Genomic DNA, 19,568 nt, shown 5'->3' with positions numbered 1-19,568 from the left:
AGGGGCGGAATGGTTGGCGCGGGCAACCGGGCCCCGGCCTGCGCCGGGTGGAGACAGGTGTGGGAGCGGTCTCGACCGCGAGCCTTTGGCTTGTATTGCGCTCAGCATCGGTCGCAGGCAGAGCCTGCTCCTACAGGTGTGCCTCGAAGTTGCAGGCAACGCCGCCATGCCTTTCCCTTCTCCCCCGGGAGAAGGTGGCCCGCCGGGCCGGATGAGGGACGCCTGCGCCCCGGCCCTTACCCCCGGCCCTCTCCAGGCGCGATCGGCGCACATCCCATCCCGCATCGCCCTGTCACTGCGCCGGCGTTACCCGCCAGATCACATTGCCCACGTCGTCGGCCACCAACAGCGCGCCGGTGCCGTCCACGGCGACGCCCACCGGGCGGCCCATGGCTTCGTCGTTCTCGTTGATGAAACCGGTCAGCACATCTTCGGCCGGCCCGCTCGGCTCGCCGTCCTCGAAGGGCACGAAGACCACCTTGTAGCCGCTGTGCGGCTTGCGATTCCACGAACCGTGCTGGCCGACGAAAGCCCCGTTGCGATAATGCTCCGGCAGCCGCCCGCCTTCGTAGAAGGCCAGGCCGAGCGAGGCGGTGTGCGGGCCCAGGGCATAGTCCGGGACGAGGGCCCTGGCCACCAGGTCGGGCCGCGGTGGCTGCACGCGCTCGTCGACGTGCTGGCCGAAGTAGCTGTAGGGCCAGCCGTAGAAGCCGCCGTCCTGTACCGAGGTCATGTAGTCGGGCACCAGGTCGCTGCCAATCCCGTCGCGTTCGTTGACCGCTGTCCAGAGTTCACCGCTGTCCGGCTGCCAGGCCATGCCGTTGGGGTTGCGCAGTCCGGAGGCGAACAGCCGCAGCGTCCCGGTCTCGAGGTCCACCTCGAGGATCGCGGCGCGGTTTTCCTCGGCCGGCATGCCGTTCTCGGCGACATTGCTGTTCGAGCCGCTGCTGACGTAGAGCCTGGTGCCGTCCGGGCTGGCGAGCAGGTTCTTGGTCCAGTGGCGATTGATCGGTCCGGCCGGCAGGTCGACGATCTTCTCGCCTTCGGCCTCGATCCGCGTGGCGCCTTCCCGGTAGGGAAAGCGCAGCAGGGCATCGGTATTGGCCACGTAGAAGTCGTCGCCGACCAGCGCCATGCCGAACGGCGAATTCAGCCCTTCGAGGAACACCGTGCGCCGGTCGACCCGGCCGTCGCCGTCAGCGTCGCGCAGCAGCGCGATGCGGTTGGCGCTGGGTACCCCGGCCCCGGCGCGGGCCATGACCTTCTTCGTGAACCAGCCCGTGAGCCCCTTCTGGTCTTCGGGCTTGGGCGGCGCGTTGGTTTCGGCGACCAGCACGTCGCCGTTGGGCAGGGTGTAGAGCCAGCGCGGGTGGTCCAGGTCGCGGGCGAAGGCCTCCACCCGCAGCCCGGGCGCGGCTTGCGGTTGGCGTCCGTCCGGCCAGCCCACCGCGGGGGCGATGTTGACCGTGGGGATCAGGCTCCTGTCCGGCTTCGGCAACGCCGGATCCGGGCCGTAGCCGGCCTGGACCGGCAGCTTGGCGATGTCGCCGCAGCCGGCGAGAAGGCTGGCGAGACTGCAGACCATCGGCAACGCCCAATAGCGCATCGTGAGTCGTCCCCTTCAATCTCGGTTCCTGGACGGACCGATCAGTCCGCGTCCGGTGGTGCCCGTCCTCGTTCACGCTCTTCGTCGCTACGCCGTGCATAGGTGCGCTCGGCGTTCCGCTCGAGCGCCGGCATCAGCATCAGGACCATGAGCGCCAGCACGGTGGCCAGTACCGCGGTGGCTTCACGGCCCAGGCCGCAGGCGATGCCGATCGCCGCGGTCAACCAGATGCCCGCGGCGGTGGTGAGCCCGTGGACATCCCTGACGCTGTTGCCCTTGAGAATGGTGCCGGCGCCGAGAAAGCCGATGCCGGTGACGATCCCCTGGATCACGCGCGCCAGCTGATCCAGATCCAGCCCGGCCTGCAGCGGCACGACGACGAACAGCGAGGCGCCGACGCAGACCAGCATGTGCGTGCGCAAGCCGGCCGACTTGCCCTTCGTCTCGCGCTCGTAGCCCAGCACGCCGCCGAGCAGGGCGGCCAGCAGCAGCCGGATGCTGACTCTGACGGTGTCTTCCAGATCATTCAGGTCGCTGAACTCCGAAGCCACCGTGCTCGTGAGGGTCTGCCACCAGTCCATGACGCCTCCTTCGGCTTCGGGGCATATCGGTTTCGAACGAGCCTGGCGCGTATGGTTCGCTCAGGGAGGCGATGGACGGTCCGGCGCAACCCTGAAACTCAGCTGGCCGATCATCTGGCCGGCCTCGGTGACCACCCGCACGCGCCAGCGGCCAGCCGCGTCGCGCGGGAAGTTGCGCTTGTGGCTCCAGGCGCGGTAGCCGGCTTCGCGGCCGCCGTTGATGTCCAGCGCGATGCGGTCCACCCGCCGGCCATCGTGGAGCCAGTCGTGGTAGATGCGCTCCTTCAGGCCCCGCGGGGCATTGATCGCGGTATAGGCGTAGAGCCCGTTGGCGTGCAGCTGCGCATTGGTCAACTGGTCCAGGCTGTCGCCGGGCTGGCGCGTGGCGCCGTCGAAATCCGTGGTCACCGCGACGTCGGTCAGCCACAGGGTGGCCGGCGGTACCCAGGTGCGGCCGAACCAGCCGGCGAGCCCGACCACCAGCGCCAGCCCCAGCACCGACAGCGCGCGGCGCCAGCCACCGCCGGGGAAGAGCGCGCCCAGGCTGGGCAGCGCCAGCAGCACGGCGATGCCGAGCGCCAGCTGGTAACTCTGCGGGGTGGACAGGTGGAGGATGATCGGCAGCGCGGTCAGCAGCACGGCGAACAGCGTCAGTACGTGGAAGCCGAGATAGAGCCAGCGCCGGCGGGCCAGCCAGCGGTAGTACAGCGGGTCGATCAGCGAGACCAGCGCCGCCGCGCCGAGCAGGCCGGTGAACAGCGCCTGTCCGCTGTTCCAGGCGGTGGTGACGAAGAAGAACGGGATGATGAAGAACAACGTCTCCTGGTGCACCAACTGGGTCGCGTAGTGCAGCAGCGGCGCCGGCACCTTCCAGCCGAACCAGCGCTCGATGGCGCGGCGCAGACTGCTTTCCAGGATCAGCCACAGCCAGCTGACCAGCATGATCAGCGACAGCACCTTGGCCAGCCCGGCCTGGCGGTCCACCAGCACGAAGCTGGCCACGCCGGAGGCGAAGCCGAACAGCGCGATCACCCCGGGATAGCGGGCGACCAGGCGGGCGACGAGGGCGTACAGGCGAGAAACGGCGGCTTTCAAATCCATGGCGGTCGGGTTGCCGGAGGCGCGGGAGTGTAACCCCGCGGCGCGCTCAGGTCAGTGCCCGTTCGATCGACTCGCGTACCACCGCATAGGCCTGCGCCTGCTGCGGGGTGAGGCTGACGTGCGGCAGGCCGATGCGCTGGCACAGTTCGGCGAGAAAGTCGTCGCGGGCATCGCTGCCGCGATCGAGGGTGACCGCGCAGGCCGGACGGAGCCGGCCGCGTTCGATCAGCAGGAAGTCGAAGCGCCGGCCGCTGACCTGGTTGTTGGCGTGGTACCAGGCCGAGCGTCGCGGCAGCGCGGTGATGTCCAGCACGTCGAGCACGCGGACCTTGGCCAGCACGAGGAAGCGTTCGCCCACGGTCTGCTGCAGCATGTCCAGCAGTTGCCGCTCGTGCTCGTCGAACGGCTCGTTCTTCAATGCGTAGGGAAACTGCACGGCGGGGTGGCTGAACTGCCGCTGCTTGATCAGAAACACCAGGACGAAGCAGGCGAACGCCGCCAGCATGACGGCCAGCCAGCTCATGGCGCATACCCCGCGAGGGGCTGCGCATCGGGACGATGGGCGCGACGGGACATGGCGTTCACTCGTTCGGATGACCTGTTGGACAGGCAAAAGGCGTGGTGATTCATGCGTGTTCCCCTTTCCGGTCCCTATGTTATTCGGCGCGGCCTGTTGTCGGGCGCTGGGCATGGTGGTTGGCGTTGGCAACTGAGCCCCGGCCTGCGCCGGGGCGACGGATTGGTGTAGGGCCTGGGCGCGGGTGTGGCTGCGGCTTGTCGCCGAAGACTCGTCCCAACTCCGTTGCTCGTACATCGTGGTACGGGCGCGGTTCACCTGAACCACTCCGGCAGCGCCTGGCCCAGCGTGGCGCGCATGCGTCGGGTATGGGAGCCGAGCCAGTAGACCCGGCCGCAGCCGGGGCAGCGGCGGATCGGGTCGGAGAAGGCGCGCGAGGAGGGCGGAGCGAGTTCCAGCGCTTCGGCTTCGGTGGCGTCGCGCAGGGGCGTGTTGCACACCAGGCAGCGCTGGAACAGCGCCGGCGGCGGCTGCAATGCACAGCCCGCGACCACCTCGCGCAGCTGGCTCAGCGGGCGATCGGAGGCGATGGCAAGGTAACGCGGCGGGCGCAGGAAGGTGATCAGGTGCCGGTCACGGGTCAGCAGGATGCGTTCTTCGCGTGCGGCCAGGGCGACCAGCGCGTGGTCGTCCAGCTCGGGGCGGTAGACGGTGTCGAGGTCGAGCACGCGCAGCCAGCGCACGAGCCCGCCCAGCATCGCGTCGGCAAGCAAGCGCGGGGTGGCCATAACGCTCTGACCGCGCACGCCCCCAGGGTTCCGCGTCAGTTCGGCGCCGGTTCGCTCCATTTCGGCACAACCGTCGGTTGCCAGTCATTGAGCAGCTGCAGCAGCGTTTCGGCCGAGTCCGCGCGCTGTAGCATCGCCCGATGGCGCTCGCGGACGAAGCCCTCGTCGACCAGGTGATCGAGGAAATGCGCCAGCTTGCCGTAGAAGTCGTTGACGTCGAGCAGGCCGAGCGGCTTGCCATGGTAGCCGAGCTGGCCCCAGGTCCAGACCTCGAACAGCTCCTCCAGCGTGCCGAGGCCGCCGGGTAGCGCGATGAAGGCCTCGGACAGCTCGGCCATACGGGCCTTGCGCGCGTGCATGCCGTCGACCACCTCCAGGCGGGTCAGCCCGGCGTGGCCGATCTCGGCATCCTTGAGGCTGCGCGGAATGATTCCGACGACTTCGCCGCCGGCCTCCAGCGCCGCGTCGGCGACGATGCCCATCAGACCCACGGCGCCGCCGCCGTAGACCAGGCGCACGCCCTGCCGGGCGAGGGTCTGGCCGAGGGCCACAGCCGCCTCGCGGTAGACCGGATTGACGCCGGTGCTGGCGCCGCAGAATACGCAGATCGATCGAAGGGACATCGCCGGGCTCCTCGGGAAATGAAGCCGGCAGGGTACCGATCGGCGGAGCGCCTGTCAGCGCTGGATCAAGTCAGCTGCCGCTGGCACCTTCGGCATAGGCGGCGAGCAGGTTGCGGATCAGTTCGTTGAGCGACATGGCCACGGTTCCCATTGCGGTTGGTTGAGCAGCAGCCTACGCCGGCACCTGTCCATGGTCCGCTTGATTGTCCCCATCGTCCTGATAGCGGTCGGTCTATCGCCAGCCAGCCAGGCGTCTGGCTGTTATCCCCAGCAGCTGTGAACCATCCTGTGGATAAGCTTGGGAACAACCCAGGCAGCCAGGGCCGCCCGGGGTCTGGCGAAAGGCGCTCAAATAATGAGCATCATGGCTGTCGGCATCACGGAACGAGCCTGGGGCGCGGCGTCAAGCGATACGGGGGAGTTTTTTGAGCGACCGGAGTGGGTCCCGGGCGGCGTTGCGTTATCCACGGTTACTGTGGAAAGCGCTGTGGATAAGTTGGGGCCAGTCGGCGCAGGCGCCCGTCGGCCGGGGCGCACGACCGGCTTGCGCAAAAAACGTTCAGTCGGGCGGCCCCGCCCGGGCGCTTGCTCAGGGCTGCTCGGTTTCCGCCGGCTCGCGTTCGGTCCGGGCGTACTGCTGCCTGCGTGCGTTGAGCAGTTGCAAGGCGCGGTCGGGGTAGTCGGTGATCAGCCCCTGGGCGCCCATGTCCATCAGTTGGCGCATCTGCGGCTGCTCGTTGATCGTCCACAGCTGGGTGTGCAGCCCGCGCTCGCGTGCGCTGGCCAGCAGCCCTGGCGTGGCGACCGGCTGGCCGTCGTGCTGGGGCGGAATCTGCAGCAGCTGGTAGTTCGGCGAAAGCAGCCCGGCCAGCCCGAGGTGCTCGAGCAGCACCAGCAGCCGCACGGCATTGGCACCGGCGGAAGTGGCGACTCCGGGGCAGAGGCCGCGGAAGCGCTCGAGGCTGCGGTCGTGGAAGCTGCCGACGACGATGCGGTCGCGCTGGCCGCTGTCCCTGATCAGTTCGCAGAGCCGATCCTCCAGGCCGACGTCCGGCACCTTGATCTCCACCACCTTGGGCATCTGCGGCACGGCCTGCAGCACCTCCTCGAAGGTCGGGATGCCGATGCTCTGGCCGCGGTAGGGGTAGCTCTGGCCGCCGTCGGCGCTCCAGGCGTAGCCGGCATCCAGGCGGCGCAGCGCGGCGAGGTCGTGCTCGGCGACCGGGCCCTGGCCGTCGGTGGTGCGCTCGAGCGTCTCGTCGTGGATCACCACCACCTGCCCGTCGCGCGACAGGCGCACGTCCATTTCCAGCATGTCGACGCCGATTTCGCTGGCGCGCTGGAAGGCGAACAGGCTGTTCTCCGGCCACAGGCCCATGCCGCCGCGATGGGCGATCACCAGCGGCCGGTCGCCGTCGAAGGGCGCCAGCACGGCCGGTTCGGCGACCGGGCGGCTGGTCAGCCCGAGCAGACCGAGGACGGCGGCGATCACCAGGACGGGGGCGAGCAGGAAACGGAGACTGCGCAGCATTCGGTTATCCGATCGTGAGTGACGGACGAGTATGCGCATGCGTGCGGGAGGGCAACAAGGCGGCGGCGCCTGCAGTTCCGGCAAAGGTGCGGGGGTTCTCACTGGCGCCATGCGGGGGCGTGATGATCGCCCATTCATTCGCGGGCGTATCGTTGTGGGCGGCCGAAGGCTCGCCGACACTCGGCGCCGACGCCTTTCACAGCCTGCCGACAGGAGCAGAACAATGACTGAAGCCATTCGCTTCGAAGACAAGGTCGTGATCGTGACCGGTGCCGGCGGCGGCCTGGGCCGTGCCCATGCGCTGCTGTTCGCCAGGCATGGCGCGCGGGTGGTGGTGAACGACCTGGGCGGCAGCAAGGCCGGCGAGGGCGCCAGCAGCGCCGCGGCGGAGCAGGTCGTAGAGGAGATCCGCCGGGCCGGCGGCACCGCGGTGGCCAACGCCGATTCGGTCACCGACGGCGACAAGATCGTGCAGCACGCCCTGGACGCCTTCGGGCGGGTCGACGTGGTGGTCAACAACGCCGGCATCCTGCGCGACAAGACCTTCCACAAGATGGACGACGCCGACTGGGACCTGGTCTACCGGGTGCACGTCGAGGGCGCCTACAAGGTCACCCGGGCGGCCTGGACGCACATGCGCGAGCAGGCCTACGGGCGGGTCATCTTCACCGCCTCGACCTCGGGCATCTACGGCAACTTCGGGCAGTCGAACTACGGCATGGCCAAGCTCGGGCTGTACGGCCTGACCCGCACCCTGGCGCTCGAGGGGCGCAAGCAGAACATCCTGGTCAACGCCATCGCGCCGACCGGGGGCACGCGCATGACCGAGGGGCTGATTCCGCCGCAGGTGTTCGAGCAGCTCAAGCCCGAGCTGGTCAGCCCGTTGGTGGTGTACCTCGGCAGCGAGCGTTGCCAGGACACCGGCGGCCTCTACGAGGTCGGCGGCGGCTGGATGGGCAAGGTGCGCTGGGAGCGCAGCCTCGGCGTCGGCTTCGACCCGAGGGCCGGATTCGATGCCGAGGACGTTGCCGCGCAGTGGACGCGGATCTGCGACTTCGAGAATGCCGCGCACCCGGCGGACAACATCGAGGCGCTGAGGGAAATGATGGCCAACCTGCAGAAGCACGCCGGCTGAGCACCGGCACGGCCGCCGGCGCTCAGCCGGCCGGCCGGCCGAGTCCGGCATCGGCCGTGGCCTCCTGGTCCGCGGCCTGCAGCTGCGCCAGGGCCTTGGCCCGTGCGCGCGTCAGGTCGGGGGCGTGGCGGATGTCGCGCAACCCGGCGCGGCGCAGCTTCAGGCGCAGGCGTGCATTGGCGCCGGCGACGATCAGGCCGACGCCCTGCTGGCGGTAGTCGCGCAGCAGGCGCTCGAGGGTACTGATCGCGGTCATGTCCAGCAGCGGCACCGCGCTGATGTCCAGCAGCACGATCCGCACCCGCGGGTTGAAGCGCCGCAGCACGCCCAGCGCCCGGTCGGCAGCGCCGAAGAACAGCGGGCCGCGAATGCTGAAGGCGGCCACTTCCGGCGGCAGCTCGGGCGTGTCCGCCTCGCGCGGGTGCTCGACCGGCACGGCGTCGGTCAGCGCGCTCATGCGGCCGATGAACAGGCCGGCGGCCAGCAGCAGGCCGACGCCCACCGCCAGCACCATATCGAACAGCACCGTCAGCAGCAGGCATACCAGCAGCACGGCGACGTCGCCGCGCGGCGCCACCTTCAGCGTGTGCAGCACGTGCGGGGCCTCGCTCATGTTCCAGGCCACGATCAGCAGCAGGGCCGCCAGCGCCGCCATCGGCAGGTAGCTGAACAGCGGCGCGAGCCAGAGGATCGCCAGCAGGATGACCCCGGCATGGATGATCGAGGCCAGCGGCGAGAAGGCGCCGGCGCGGACGTTGGTCGCGGTGCGGGCGATGGCGGCGGTTGCCGGGATGCCGCCGAAGAGCGGCGCGGCCAGGTTGCCGATGCCCTGGCCGATCAGTTCCCCATTGGCGTCGTGGCGGGTGCCGCCCATGCCGTCGGAGACCACCGCGCACAGCAGCGACTCGATGGCGCCGAGCAGGGCGATGGCGAAGGCCGAGGGCAGCAGCTGGTGGATCAGTTCGAAGCTCGGGACCAGCGGACGGCCGTCCGGCCCCGGCAGTTGCCAGGGCCAGGCGAAGGTTGGCAGCAGCGGCGGAATGCCCGGGAGGGACTGGCCATCGAGGCTGTAGCTGAAGCGTTCCCCCAGGGTCGCCACCGGCAGCCCGTTGCGCTCCAGCAGCAGGCCGAGCAGCGCACCCACCGTCAGCGCCACCAGGTGTCCGGGCACCCGCGGCACCAGGCGCGGCCAGACGATCAGCACGGCCAGGCAAACGGTCGCGATCAGCGCGTCGCCGGCCTGAAGCGTCGGCAACGCGGACGCCAGCGCCTGCACCTGTTCGACATAATGCTGCGGTGTCGAGGCCAGCGTCAGGCCCAGGGCATCCTTGAGCTGCAGGGTGGCGATGACCACGGCGATGCCGGCGGTGAAGCCGAGGGTGACCGGGTAGGGGATGAAGGCGATCAGCCGCCCGGCGCCGAGCAGCCCCAGGGCGATCAGGATCAGCCCGGCCATCACCGTGCACAGCAGCAGCCCGCCGAGGCCGAACTGCTGGGTGATCGGCAGCAGGATGACGACGAAGGCCGCGGTGGGGCCGGAGACGTTGAAGCGCGAGCCGCCGCTGAGGGCGATCAGCGGAGCGGCCACCAGCACGGTGTACAGCCCGTGCTGCGGCGGCACCCCGACGGCGATCGCCAGCGCCATCGCCAGGGGGATGGCGACCACGCCCACCGTCAGGCCGGCGATCAGATCGCGGCGCAGCTGCGCCGCACCATAGCCGGCGCGCCAGGATTCGCGGCAGGCGGAGAACAATGATGGAAGCCTCATGCCGACACTCCCTGAACGGCAGAACCGATGATGCGGCCGCCCCGGCGAGCATGCTGCCGGGCCTGGGCGATTGCCGCCCGCAAACCGCTGCCGGCACAGTAATACCTTGGTAGCAAGCGCGTCTATCGCGTTGAGCGCGCCGCCGCCCGGGGGTAAACTGCCGCCCCCGTAATACCCCGTTACCTCCGGAGAGCAGCATGCGCAAAGACAAGAAGCAGGTGATCGGCGAGGAAATCGCTGACGAGTCGATCAAGCTGTTTCTGCAACCCGAGCCGGCCGACGACACGCCGCCGTCCTTGCACAAGCTGGTCAAGGCCTACCGGGGCCTGCGCGTCGATGACTTCGAGCGCTTTCTGAAATTCTTCGTCGAGGCGGGATACGACCTGGACGCACGCGACGCCCAGGGGCGCAGCTTCATCGACCTGATCGCCGATCAGCGCCAGGCCGCGCCGTACATCGAGCTCGTGCAGTCGGCACGGCAGTGAGGTCCGATCCCGCCCGAACGCTCGACGCATGAAACGTAAGCAGGTGCCGCATCGATGATGTCCATGCGGTACGTGAAGGAATATCTCGCAGGTACACCCGACCGTAGAGCCATGAGGCCCTGCCTGCTCCGGGCAGGTGGTATGTGCGAGAGGAAGGCCAAAAGCCTTCCAGTGCAGCTGAGCGGGGCAAGCGCCCCGCGCCGTGCCGAAGGACCGTCCCTCCAGTCCCTCGGCGCGGCCATGACGGTTTCGCGCGTGCCGCGTACTGCGGCCGTGAAGTTTTTTGCTGCGATTTGGAGATGCGTGGATGACGCAACACGAAAGCGAGACGGTCGACATGGTGCTGGTCGGGGCCGGCATCATGAGCGCGACCCTGGCGGTCCTGATCAAGGAGCTGGATCCTTCCATCAACCTTGAGATCGTCGAGCTGCAGGAATCCGGAGCCATCGAAAGCTCCAATCCCTGGAACAACGCCGGCACCGGCCACGCCGGACTTTGCGAATTGAACTACACCCCGGAGAACGCGGACGGGTCGATCGACACCAAGAAGGCGATCACCATCAACACCCAGTTCGAGGTCTCCAAGCAGTTCTGGGCCTACATGATCGGGCGCGAGGGCTTCGGCAGCGCCAGCAGCTTCATCAGCCCGGTTCCCCATCTCAGCTTCGTCCGCGGCGACAAGGGCATCAGCTACCTGCGCCGCCGGCACGATGCGCTGAGTCGCCATCACGCCTTCGCCGACATGGCCTATTCCGAGGACCATGTGACCCTCGCCGACTGGATGCCGCTGATGATGGATGGCCGCCCGGCCGAGGAGCCGGTCGCCGCGACCCGTTCGCTGCACGGCACGGACGTCAACTTCGGCGCCCTCACCAACCAGCTGCTGCAGTACCTGGCCACCCGTCCCGGGGTGAAGGTGACCTACAACCAGAAGGTCACCGGCCTCGAGCGCACCGCCAAGGGCTGGCGCGTGGAAGTCAGGAACACCCGCAGCGGCGGCACCCGCCAGGTCGACGCGGGCTTCGTCTTCCTCGGCGCCGGCGGCGGCGCGCTGCCGCTGCTGCAGATGTCCGGCATTCCGGAAGGCAAGGGCTTCGGCGGCTTCCCGGTCAGTGGCCAGTGGCTGCGCTGCGACAACCCTTCGGTGGTCCAGCGGCACCAGGCCAAGGTCTACAGCCAGGCCGAGGTAGGGGCGCCGCCGATGTCGGTGCCGCACCTCGACACCCGCGTCGTCGACGGCCAGAAGTCGCTGCTGTTCGGGCCCTACGCCGGTTTCTCCACCAAGTTCCTGCGCCACGGCTCGCTGCTCGACCTGCCGATGTCGATCCGCCCCGGCAACCTCGGCCCGATGCTGGCGGTGGCGCGCGACAACATGGACCTGACCCGCTACCTCATCAAGGAGGTGATGCAGTCCATGGAGCAGCGCCTGGCCGCCCTGCGCAGGTTCTACCCCGAAGTGCGCGCCGAGGACTGGCGCCTGGAAGTGGCCGGCCAGCGCGTGCAGATCATCAAGAAGGATCCGAACAAGGGTGGCATCCTGCAGTTCGGCACCGAGCTGGTGGCCGCCAACGACGGCACCATCGCCGCCCTGCTGGGCGCCTCGCCGGGTGCCTCGGTCACCGTTTCGATCATGCTCAGCCTGATCGAGCGCTGCTTCCCCGAGCGCGCCGCCTCGGCGGAGTGGGCCGGCAAGCTGGCGGAGATCTTCCCGGCGAGGGAGAAACAGCTGGAACAGGACGCCGAGGCTTACCGGGAGATTCGCGCCAAGTCCGACGCGGCCCTGGACCTGGCGCACTAAGCCCCGCCGTTGCCCGAAGGTCGCCTGCACACCGTCGTGCAGGCGGCCTTTTGCGTTCTGCGGCCGGCACCGCGTGGCTGGAACGGGAGGGTCGGCGCGCCAGTCTCACTTGCATCGAGCGCCTGCACGCGCGCGTGATGGCAGTCTGTTGGCGACATCCGGCTGTGGCTATACTGCCGGCCGTTCATCGCCCTTTAACCTGGAGTAAAGCCGCATGCTGAAACGCCTGTCGTTCGGTCTCATCGCTCTGCTCGGGCTGGCTCTGGTCGGCTGTGCCCACAGCCCGCAGCAGCTCGACCCCAACCCCAAGCTCACCGGCACCATCAACGCCGTGGGGCAGGGCCAGCCCGTCGTCGTGCGCGTGGTCGATGGCCGGTCCTCGCCGGTGCTCGGCACCCGTGGCGGCCTGTACCCGGAGACCAGCGCGGTCTCGGTGCCCAGCGCCAACGTGATACCCAAGCTGCAGACCCAGGCCGAGGCCGCGGTGCGGCTGCTGGGCTTCACCCCCAGCCCGAACGCCTACAACGCGCCGCAACTGACCCTGACCCTGGCCGAACTGAAGTACCAGTCGCCGAAGGAAGGGCTGTACGTCACCGAGGCCACCATCGGCGCCACCTTCCGTGTCGAGGCGGTCAACGGCGGCCGCCGCTACAACGGGCGCTACGGCGCAACGCTGAACCAGCGGTTCGGCATGTCGCCCAACGAGCAGACCAATACCAAGCTGGTGAGCGACGTGCTCAGCGATGCGTTGTCGCGGGTGTTCCGCGACCAGAGCATTGGAGAATTGCTGGCGCAGTGATGTGCCGGCCACGGTGCAGGCGCACCCTGCGATGCCGATGGAGACGTAGGGTGGATGACGGCGCAGCCTCATCCACGCGCAGGGTTCGGCGGATGCCTGCATGTGCGAGAGCGGTCGTCACGCCGAAGACGGTGGAAAACACTGCGCGGTTCCACCCCACGGTTTGCTGACCGCGCAGCGGGTCAGCGCACGCCGGAATTACGCAGGGCCGCCGGTGTGTACTGGCCGGAACCGGCCGTGAAGTTGTAGGTGTAGGGGTTCTTCTCCTCGTTCTTCATCCCCATGACCACGTAGCGGCCCGAGATCAGGTCGTATAGCGTTTCCACGGCATACAGCGGCACCTGGACATCGTAGTACTGCTCGGCATGCGCCTCGCCGACGCGCCACAGGGTGCCGCGGCCATCGTAATGGTCGACGTGGGCGATCTGCCAGCTGTCCTCGTCGATGAAGAAGTGTCGCCTGGCGTAGATATGGCGCTCGCCTTCCTTCAGGGTCGCCACCACTTCCCAGACGCGGTGCAGCTCGTAGCGGGTCAGGTCCTGGTTGATGTGGCCCGGTCGGACGATGTCGCCGTACTTCAGCGTCGGCGAATCCAGGCGGTAGGCGTTGTAGGGGATGTACAGCTCCTTCTTGCCGATCAGCTCCCAGCCGTAGCGGTTCGGCGCACCGTTGAACAGGTCGAGGTTGTCGGAGGTGCGCAGGCCGTCGGCGGCGGCGATCGGGGCGTCGTAGGCGGCCTGCGGGGCGCGCCGGACGCGGCGCTGGCCGGCGCTGTAGAGCCAGGCCATGCGCGGCTGCTTCACCTGGTCGAGGGTCTCGTGCACCAGCAACACGTTGCCGGCCAGGCGCGAAGGCTCGGTCACCTGCTGCTTGAAGTAATAAAGGATGTTGCCGTGTTTCTCCGGGGCGTAGTCGGTCAGGTTGCTGGTGTAGACCACCTCGTCGACGAACTTCACCAGCTTGTAGGCGCCGTTGACCTGAGGCGTCGCCTGCGCCACGACGCGGCGCACCGAGCCGCCCCGGTAGCGGGTGATGTGATTCCAGATGGCTTCCAGGCCGTTTTTGGGGATGGGGAAGGCGATCGCCGTATCGAAGCCTTCCAGCCCGTTGCCGCCGCGCACCAGGCGGGCGGTGGTGGCGTTCCGGGCGGCGGCGGCGTAGATCGCCTGGGGCATCGCGGCGGTGCGCCGGGTTTCGTAGACGGGCAGGCGGTAGGTGTCGGGATAGCGCTTGAGCAGCGCGATCTGGCCGGGCGCCAAGTGGTCCTGGTACTGCCGGTAGTTCTGCGCGGTGATGACGAACCTGGGCGTGTCGTCCGGGAAGGGATCGTTGATGAAACCCTCGGCGGTGACGTTGCCGGTGTCGGTGGCCAGGCCGCCGGTCCAGGCCGGGATGCTGCCCGTGGCATTGCCGGCCTTCTCGGCACCGACCGGGGTCAGGGTGTCGCCCAGGGCCGCCGCCTCGGTAGCGGAGACCGCGGCCATGGCGCTGCTCGTCGTCAGCAGGGAGAGCGCCAGGGTCAACTTCAGTTTCATCTCGTGCCTGTGTCCTTCGGTGCTTGCGTGAACCCTCCGTCGCCGAGCCTGTCCAACGGCCCCGCCGGGCGGCGGCCCTACGGCCTTCAGATACGGAATGACCGCCTCGCCGCCTGCTCCGCCATGCCGCCGGGCGCTTCTCGGCTGGCTCGAGGGGCTCTGGAGCAGGGCCTCGGCTTCGGAAGAGGGCGCGACTATAGGGGAACCCTGCCACGAACGAAACGCTCGTGCGGCGGTTGACGTCGGCGCATACGCCCCTGCCGACGGGGTGCCACCCGTCGGAAAGACGCGGGGCGTAGCCAGGCGCGCGGATAGACTCGCTGCCGTGGCGCGCTTGCGGGTGGGCCTTTCTGCATTCCAGCCCAGGCGGAGGTCGAGATGTCGCTGCAGGCGCAATTCGGGTTGATGGACCCGTCCCAACTGCTCAATACCCTGGCCATGTTGCTGGCGATCGCCGGTAGCTGGCTGCTGCTCGCCACGCGCTGGCGCGAATGGCTGGCGGCCGCGCGGGTGCCGGCCGGGCAGCAGGCGCCGGGCGGTCCGGAAGCGGCGGCGACCGCACGGCTCAACCAGATGTTCTATTGCGTCGGATATGCCGGCCTGGCGCTGGCGCTGATGGTGTCCTGGGGCAGCCGGCTGATCTGAGCCGGCCGCCGCCGGGTCAGAGCGGGAGCCCGGCCTTCAGGCGGTACTGGTTGCGTACCGGCATGGCGTACTGCAGCACCAGATAGGGCTGCTGCACGCCGGGGCAGGCCGCCAGGCGGCGACTCCATTCGGCCTGCGCGCGGGCCACTTCCTCGGCGTCGAACAGCGCCTCGGCGGTCGGCACCTCGAGTTCGGTGTCGCGGCCTTCCCACATGGCGTAGGCCAGGTAGTGCACCGGGAACAGCCGGTAGTTGCCGATGATCTGCCGGTCCAGCTCCAGCGCCATCTGCTTGGCGTCCTCGGCCACCCGATCCATCGGCCGGCCGAAACTCAGGTGCACGCGGCCCTTGTAGCCGGTGATGCCGAGCGCGATGCTGGCGTCGTCCTCGCCCGGCGTCTTGCTGTAGCCACCGGTGGTGGCGCGGATGTACAGCTCGCGCGCCTTGGCCTGGTCGCAGGGGTCGTACTCGTAGCTGATCGACACCGGGATCGGGCGCAGCGCGGCCATGGCCTCGGCGAAGGGTTCGTCCTTGCGGCTCATGTGCAGCATCTTCAGGATCGCCGAATCGGTGCGGTCGTCGCCGTCCTTGGCGCGGCCCTCGGCCTGGGCGATCCAGACCGATTCACGGTCCTCGCGGATCGAGTGGTTGATGTAGGCCGACAGCAGCTGGTAGGCGGCCAGTTTCTCGCGGCGCCCGGTGATCGAGCGGTGCACGATGAAGCTCTTGTTCAGGCGCATCAGATCGCTGACGAAGGGGCGCTGCAGCAGGTTGTCGCCGATGGCGATGCGCGGCGTGCGGATGCCGGCCTGGTACACGGCGTAATTGACGAACGCCGGGTCCATCACGATGTCGCGGTGGTTGGCCAGGAACAGGTAGGCCTGTCCGTGCTGCAGGCCTTCCAGCCCGGAGTAGGTCACCCCGTCGGTGGCGCGCTCGATGGTGCGGTCGATGTACGGCTCGATCTTGTTCTGCAGGGCCTCCACGGTGTGGATGCCGGCGAATTCGCGGCGCAGGCGATGGGCGATCAGCGGCTTGAGCAGCCAGCCCATCGGCCCGGACAGGCGCGGGAAGCGGAACTGGGCAAGGATGGCCAGGAAGGTTTCGTCTGCGAACAGGCGCGCCATGACCGCCGGGACTTCGGCGTCGGCATAGGGTCGAATGGCTTCGAATGCGTCCATCATGCTCTCGGTAAGGGTTGAGGCGGCCGGCCTGACTGGCCGCCCGGAGTGAGACGGCGATTATAACGACAAGTCACAGAGGGACGGCCGATGCTCGAGACCCAGGAATACGACTGCCCCTACTGCGGCGAGCCGGCCGAGGCCGTACTCGACCTCAGCGGTGGTGATCAGCAGTACGTCGAAGATTGCCCGGTATGCTGCCGGCCGATCGTATTCGCGCTGTACACCGACGGTGTCGACTGGACCCTGGATGTTCATCGGGAGGACGACTGATGCGGCGTATCTACGAACCGAGGGACTTGCTGGAAGCGGAAATGCTGATCGGCATGCTGGCGGGCGAGGGCATCGACGCCTTCCTCACCGGCCGCCACCTGATCGGGGCGGTGGGTGAACTGCCGGTCAGCGGGCTGCTGGCGCTGATGGTCAGCGACGACCAGGCGGCGCGGGCGAGCGAGCTGATCGCCGGGTACAATGGCGCCCTGCCGCTGCCCGGCGACGAACCCGACAGCTATCCGGGCGAACTGCTCTGCTAGCGCGGGCCGCGCCGCGGCCCGTCGTCCCGCCCGAGAGTCCTCCTTATGAGTGGTCGCTACGCCCTGTTCCGCTGGAACGCCGACTTTGCCCGTCTGCCCGGCTTTCCCGCCGACCAGGAGCCGCACTGGAGCCTTGCGCCCGGCGCTCAGGTGCTGCTGCTGCGGCAAGGGGAAGAGGGCGTGCGCCTCGACCGGGTGCGCTGGGGCCTGACGCCGGCGTGGCTGACCGACCTGTCGAAGACCCCGGCGCATGCGCGCGCCGAGACGCTGGCCGACCAGCCGATGTTTCGCGAACCCTTCCTGCTGCGCCGTGGACTGCTGCCGGCAAACGGCTTCTACGAGTGGCGCGGCACTCAGCTCAAGCGCCCGTTCTGGATGACCGGCGAGGCCTCGCTGCTGCATTTCGCCGCGCTCTGGGAGGCCTACCCGGTGCAGGGCCACGTCTACCTGAGCGCCGCGCTGGTGACGGTGCCGGCGGCGGGGCTGCGCCGGCCGCTGATTCTCGACGAGGCCGCGCAGGCCGCCTGGCTGGCGGCCGACACGCCGCCTACGCAGCTGCGCGAACTGCTCGCCCGGCCGGCGCCGCCGCTGCGCGAGCGCCCGCTGGCGACCCTGGTGAACGACCCCCGGCTCGACGCGCCGGAGTGCCTGACGCCGGCCTGAGCCGGCGTCGGCTTCAGACCTTGAACTGGTTGATCAGCCGGCGCTGCTGTTCGGCCAGGCGAGTGAGCCCGGCGCTGGCCTGACTCGCCTCGTCCGCCCCGGCGGCGACCTCGTGCGCCACTTCGCCGATGCTCACCACGTTGCGGTTGATGTCCTCGGCGACCGCGCTCTGTTCCTCGGCGGCGCTGGCGATCTGGTTGTTCATGTCGTTGATCACCGACACCGCCTCGGTGATCGCCTGCAGGGCCTGGGCCGCCTGGTGCGCCTGCTCCACGCTCTGGTCGGTGCGCGCCTGGCTCTGCTCCATCACCTGCACCACGTCGCGGGTGCCGTCCTGCAATTGCTGGATCATGCTCTGGATCTCGCCGGTGGCCTGCTGGGTCTTCTGCGCCAGGTTGCGCACCTCGTCGGCCACCACCGCGAAGCCGCGGCCCTGCTCGCCGGCGCGCGCGGCCTCGATGGCGGCGTTGAGCGCCAGCAGGTTGGTTTGCTCGGCGATGCTGCGGATGGTCACCAGGATGGCGTCGATGTTCTCGCTGTTGCGCGCCAGGGTCTGCACCACGCCGACCGCGCGGCCGATCTCGCTGGCCAGGTTGACGATGGCGCCGGCGGTGCCCTCGACGATGTGCTTGCCGTCGTTCGCCGCCTGGTCGGCGTTCTGCGCCGCGGCGGCCGCCTGGGTGGCATTGCGCGCGACGTCCTGGGCGGTGGCGGTCATCTCCTGGATCGCGGTGGCGACCATGTCGATCTCGGCCAGCTGCTTCTGCACGCCCTTGTCGGTGCGGATGGCGATGTCGGCGGTGTTCTCCGAGGCGTCGCTGACCTGCTGCACCGAGCCGACCACCTCACCGATCATCTTCTGCAGCTTGGTCAGGAAGGCATTGAAGCCGGAGGCGATCTGCCCGAGTTCGTTGCGGCTGTCGACCTTCAGGCGCTGGGTCAGGTCGCCGTCGCCCTGGGCGATGTCGTCGAGCATCGTGACCATCTGGCGCAGCGGGCGGGTGATGCGGCTGCTGATGACCCAGAGCACGGCCAGGCCGACGGCGGCGAACAGCAGGCCGATGAGCAGCATGCCGGTCAGGCTGCCGGTCTGTTCCCGGTTGAGCTCGCCGACGAGCGCTTCCAGCTCGCCCATGACCACGTTCTGCGGCAGCTCCAGCCAGAGCGTCCAGCGCGCATCGGTGCCGGGGAAGGAGAACGGCATGAACAGCACGATGTTGCCTTTCTCGGCATCGATCCGGTAGTGCGGCTGGTCGATCGGCTGGGCGGCGAGGGCCTCGAGGTCCTTGGCGTCGAGGATCTCGCTGGCCGGCTTGCCGAGCAGCTTCGGATCGCGGCTGTAGGCGGCCAGGCGGCCGTTGGTGGAGATCAGCGAGATCTCTCCGGCGCCGTCGTAGAGCTGGCCGTTGACCTCCTCGAGCAGCTTCTGGATGAAGTCCACGCGCAGGTCCGTGCCGACCACGCCCTGGAACTTGCCGTCGAGGATGATCGGCGCGTTGAACGAGGAGAGCAGGGTCGACACGCCGGAGACGTCGTGGGCGGTCGGGTCCACCACGCACGGCTTGAGCGTTTCCTTCGGGCACAGGTAGTACTCGCCCGCGCGCACCCCGCTCGGCAGCACCTGGGTGTCCTCGGTATTCTCGAGGGTGTCGATCTGCAGCTTGCCCTGCTCGTCGCGGAACAGCCGACCGACGAAGCGGCCGTCGATCATCCCCGGCTCGCCGCGCTTGTACATGATGTCGTTGGCGTCGATAGCGTTCGGTTCCCAGGCGATGTACAGGCTGGAAAGGAACGGGTTGTCGTCCAGCGTCGCCCGCGCGAGGTTGATCAGCTCGCCGCGCGGCAGGTTGGCCATGGGCATGCCGTCGTCATCGGTCATGCCGGTGAGCTTGTTCACCCGGGCCAGTTCGGTGGCGATCACCAGGGGCGCCTGCAACTGGGACTGGATGCGGGTCACCTGGTAGCGGGCGAGGTTGGTCACCCGCTGCTCGACCATGTCGCCGATCAGCGCGCGGGTGCTCGACTCGACCAGCTCCTGGCTGCGGCTGCCGGCGATGTAGACGTACAGCAGGAGGGCGCCGATGACGGCAAGAATGCTCGCCCCGGCGAGCGCGGCGAAGGAGGTCTGGATGGACTTGAACATTATTGTTGGGCTCCAGTGGGTGACCGGTGTGTGTTGTTATCGGCCACATGCGTCGTAACTATAACGCCAAAGTTCCGCCGGTTGCTCCGCCAGGCACGCGGGCTCTAGCATAGGCGCCGATCGTTCCGGAGAGCCTC

General features: G+C 68.7%; 19 protein-coding genes. 8 read left to right on the top strand and 11 right to left on the bottom strand.

The window, feature by feature from the left end:
• Positions 1 to 292: 292 nt before the first annotated feature.
• From H610_RS0116315 to H610_RS0116280, 7 genes are all read right to left on the bottom strand, one after another.
• Positions 293 to 1,606 carry a PQQ-dependent sugar dehydrogenase gene (locus tag H610_RS0116315; RefSeq protein WP_152529113.1) on the bottom strand — a complete coding sequence of 438 codons (1,314 nt, stop codon included), beginning with the start codon at positions 1,604 to 1,606 and terminating at the stop codon, positions 293 to 295.
• 41 nt (positions 1,607 to 1,647) lie between these two features.
• Positions 1,648 to 2,187, bottom strand: a complete 540-nt coding sequence (locus tag H610_RS0116310) for an MgtC/SapB family protein (RefSeq protein WP_028240674.1) — start codon at positions 2,185 to 2,187, stop codon at positions 1,648 to 1,650.
• A gap of 60 nt (positions 2,188 to 2,247) precedes the next feature.
• Complete coding sequence (locus H610_RS0116305; RefSeq protein ID WP_028240673.1) at positions 2,248 to 3,288, bottom strand: DUF5924 family protein; 1,041 nt, start codon at positions 3,286 to 3,288, stop codon at positions 2,248 to 2,250.
• A gap of 46 nt (positions 3,289 to 3,334) precedes the next feature.
• Positions 3,335 to 3,811 carry a DUF2726 domain-containing protein gene (locus tag H610_RS0116300; protein ID WP_028240672.1) on the bottom strand — a complete coding sequence of 159 codons (477 nt, stop codon included), beginning with the start codon at positions 3,809 to 3,811 and terminating at the stop codon, positions 3,335 to 3,337.
• 308 nt (positions 3,812 to 4,119) lie between these two features.
• Entirely contained in the window at positions 4,120 to 4,593 is a 474-nt protein-coding gene (locus H610_RS24060) for a Mut7-C RNAse domain-containing protein (protein ID WP_051231809.1), read from the bottom strand.
• A 35-nt stretch (positions 4,594 to 4,628) separates the two neighbouring features.
• On the bottom strand, positions 4,629 to 5,216 hold the full coding sequence (locus H610_RS0116290; RefSeq protein WP_028240671.1) for an LOG family protein: 588 nt from the start codon (positions 5,214 to 5,216) through the stop codon (positions 4,629 to 4,631).
• 589 nt (positions 5,217 to 5,805) lie between these two features.
• Entirely contained in the window at positions 5,806 to 6,747 is a 942-nt protein-coding gene (locus H610_RS0116280) for a glycerophosphodiester phosphodiesterase (RefSeq protein WP_028240670.1), read from the bottom strand.
• 223 nt (positions 6,748 to 6,970) lie between these two features.
• Between H610_RS0116280 and H610_RS0116275 the strand changes: the two genes are divergently transcribed.
• Positions 6,971 to 7,882: an SDR family oxidoreductase gene (locus H610_RS0116275; RefSeq protein ID WP_028240669.1), complete on the top strand. Its 912-nt coding sequence runs from the start codon at positions 6,971 to 6,973 to the stop codon at positions 7,880 to 7,882.
• A gap of 22 nt (positions 7,883 to 7,904) precedes the next feature.
• Here the strand turns inward: H610_RS0116275 and dauA are convergent, their stop codons facing one another.
• A complete protein-coding gene (gene dauA, locus H610_RS0116270; protein ID WP_028240668.1) occupies positions 7,905 to 9,650 on the bottom strand; it encodes a C4-dicarboxylic acid transporter DauA in 1,746 nt (581 codons plus the stop codon).
• A gap of 197 nt (positions 9,651 to 9,847) precedes the next feature.
• On the opposite strand from dauA, the gene H610_RS0116265 reads away from it, so the two are divergent.
• From H610_RS0116265 to H610_RS0116255, 3 genes are all read left to right on the top strand, one after another.
• Entirely contained in the window at positions 9,848 to 10,135 is a 288-nt protein-coding gene (locus H610_RS0116265) for a PA4642 family protein (RefSeq protein ID WP_028240667.1), read from the top strand.
• 307 nt (positions 10,136 to 10,442) lie between these two features.
• Positions 10,443 to 11,933: a malate dehydrogenase (quinone) gene (gene mqo / locus H610_RS0116260; RefSeq protein ID WP_028240666.1), complete on the top strand. Its 1,491-nt coding sequence runs from the start codon at positions 10,443 to 10,445 to the stop codon at positions 11,931 to 11,933.
• Between the two features lie 214 nt (positions 11,934 to 12,147).
• Positions 12,148 to 12,732 carry a YajG family lipoprotein gene (locus H610_RS0116255; RefSeq protein ID WP_028240665.1) on the top strand — a complete coding sequence of 195 codons (585 nt, stop codon included), beginning with the start codon at positions 12,148 to 12,150 and terminating at the stop codon, positions 12,730 to 12,732.
• A 182-nt stretch (positions 12,733 to 12,914) separates the two neighbouring features.
• On the opposite strand, the gene H610_RS0116250 is transcribed toward H610_RS0116255, so the two are convergent.
• Positions 12,915 to 14,267 carry a DUF1329 domain-containing protein gene (locus tag H610_RS0116250; RefSeq protein ID WP_028240664.1) on the bottom strand — a complete coding sequence of 451 codons (1,353 nt, stop codon included), beginning with the start codon at positions 14,265 to 14,267 and terminating at the stop codon, positions 12,915 to 12,917.
• Between the two features lie 378 nt (positions 14,268 to 14,645).
• Between H610_RS0116250 and H610_RS0116245 the strand changes: the two genes are divergently transcribed.
• Positions 14,646 to 14,912: a hypothetical protein gene (locus H610_RS0116245; RefSeq protein WP_028240663.1), complete on the top strand. Its 267-nt coding sequence runs from the start codon at positions 14,646 to 14,648 to the stop codon at positions 14,910 to 14,912.
• 16 nt (positions 14,913 to 14,928) lie between these two features.
• Here H610_RS0116245 and H610_RS0116240 read toward each other — a convergent pair whose 3' ends face one another.
• The gene (locus tag H610_RS0116240) at positions 14,929 to 16,095 is read right to left on the bottom strand and encodes a 1-acyl-sn-glycerol-3-phosphate acyltransferase (protein ID WP_028240662.1); all 1,167 of its coding nucleotides are present in this window, start codon (positions 16,093 to 16,095) and stop codon (positions 14,929 to 14,931) included.
• Between the two features lie 87 nt (positions 16,096 to 16,182).
• Between H610_RS0116240 and H610_RS0116235 the strand changes: the two genes are divergently transcribed.
• From H610_RS0116235 to H610_RS0116225, 3 genes are read left to right on the top strand one after another with little or no spacing between them, the layout of a single operon-like run.
• Positions 16,183 to 16,365 carry a CPXCG motif-containing cysteine-rich protein gene (locus tag H610_RS0116235; protein WP_028240661.1) on the top strand — a complete coding sequence of 61 codons (183 nt, stop codon included), beginning with the start codon at positions 16,183 to 16,185 and terminating at the stop codon, positions 16,363 to 16,365.
• Positions 16,365 to 16,625: a putative signal transducing protein gene (locus tag H610_RS0116230; protein WP_028240660.1), complete on the top strand. Its 261-nt coding sequence runs from the start codon at positions 16,365 to 16,367 to the stop codon at positions 16,623 to 16,625. The genes H610_RS0116235 and H610_RS0116230 overlap by 1 nt, the downstream gene beginning before the upstream one ends.
• Positions 16,626 to 16,670: 45 nt before the next feature.
• The gene (locus H610_RS0116225; RefSeq protein ID WP_028240659.1) at positions 16,671 to 17,288 is read left to right on the top strand and encodes an SOS response-associated peptidase; all 618 of its coding nucleotides are present in this window, start codon (positions 16,671 to 16,673) and stop codon (positions 17,286 to 17,288) included.
• Between the two features lie 13 nt (positions 17,289 to 17,301).
• Here the strand turns inward: H610_RS0116225 and H610_RS0116220 are convergent, their stop codons facing one another.
• Positions 17,302 to 19,431, bottom strand: coding sequence for a methyl-accepting chemotaxis protein (locus tag H610_RS0116220; RefSeq protein ID WP_043238792.1), 2,130 nt, complete (start codon positions 19,429 to 19,431; stop codon positions 17,302 to 17,304).
• Positions 19,432 to 19,568 lie beyond the last annotated feature (137 nt).

Origin of the sequence: Stutzerimonas azotifigens DSM 17556 (assembly GCF_000425625.1) — a bacterium.
Taxonomy (GTDB): Bacteria; Pseudomonadota; Gammaproteobacteria; order Pseudomonadales; family Pseudomonadaceae; genus Stutzerimonas; species Stutzerimonas azotifigens.
The sequence above is the reverse complement of the archived record's forward strand: the minus strand, read 5'-3'. Positions and strand labels throughout refer to the sequence as shown.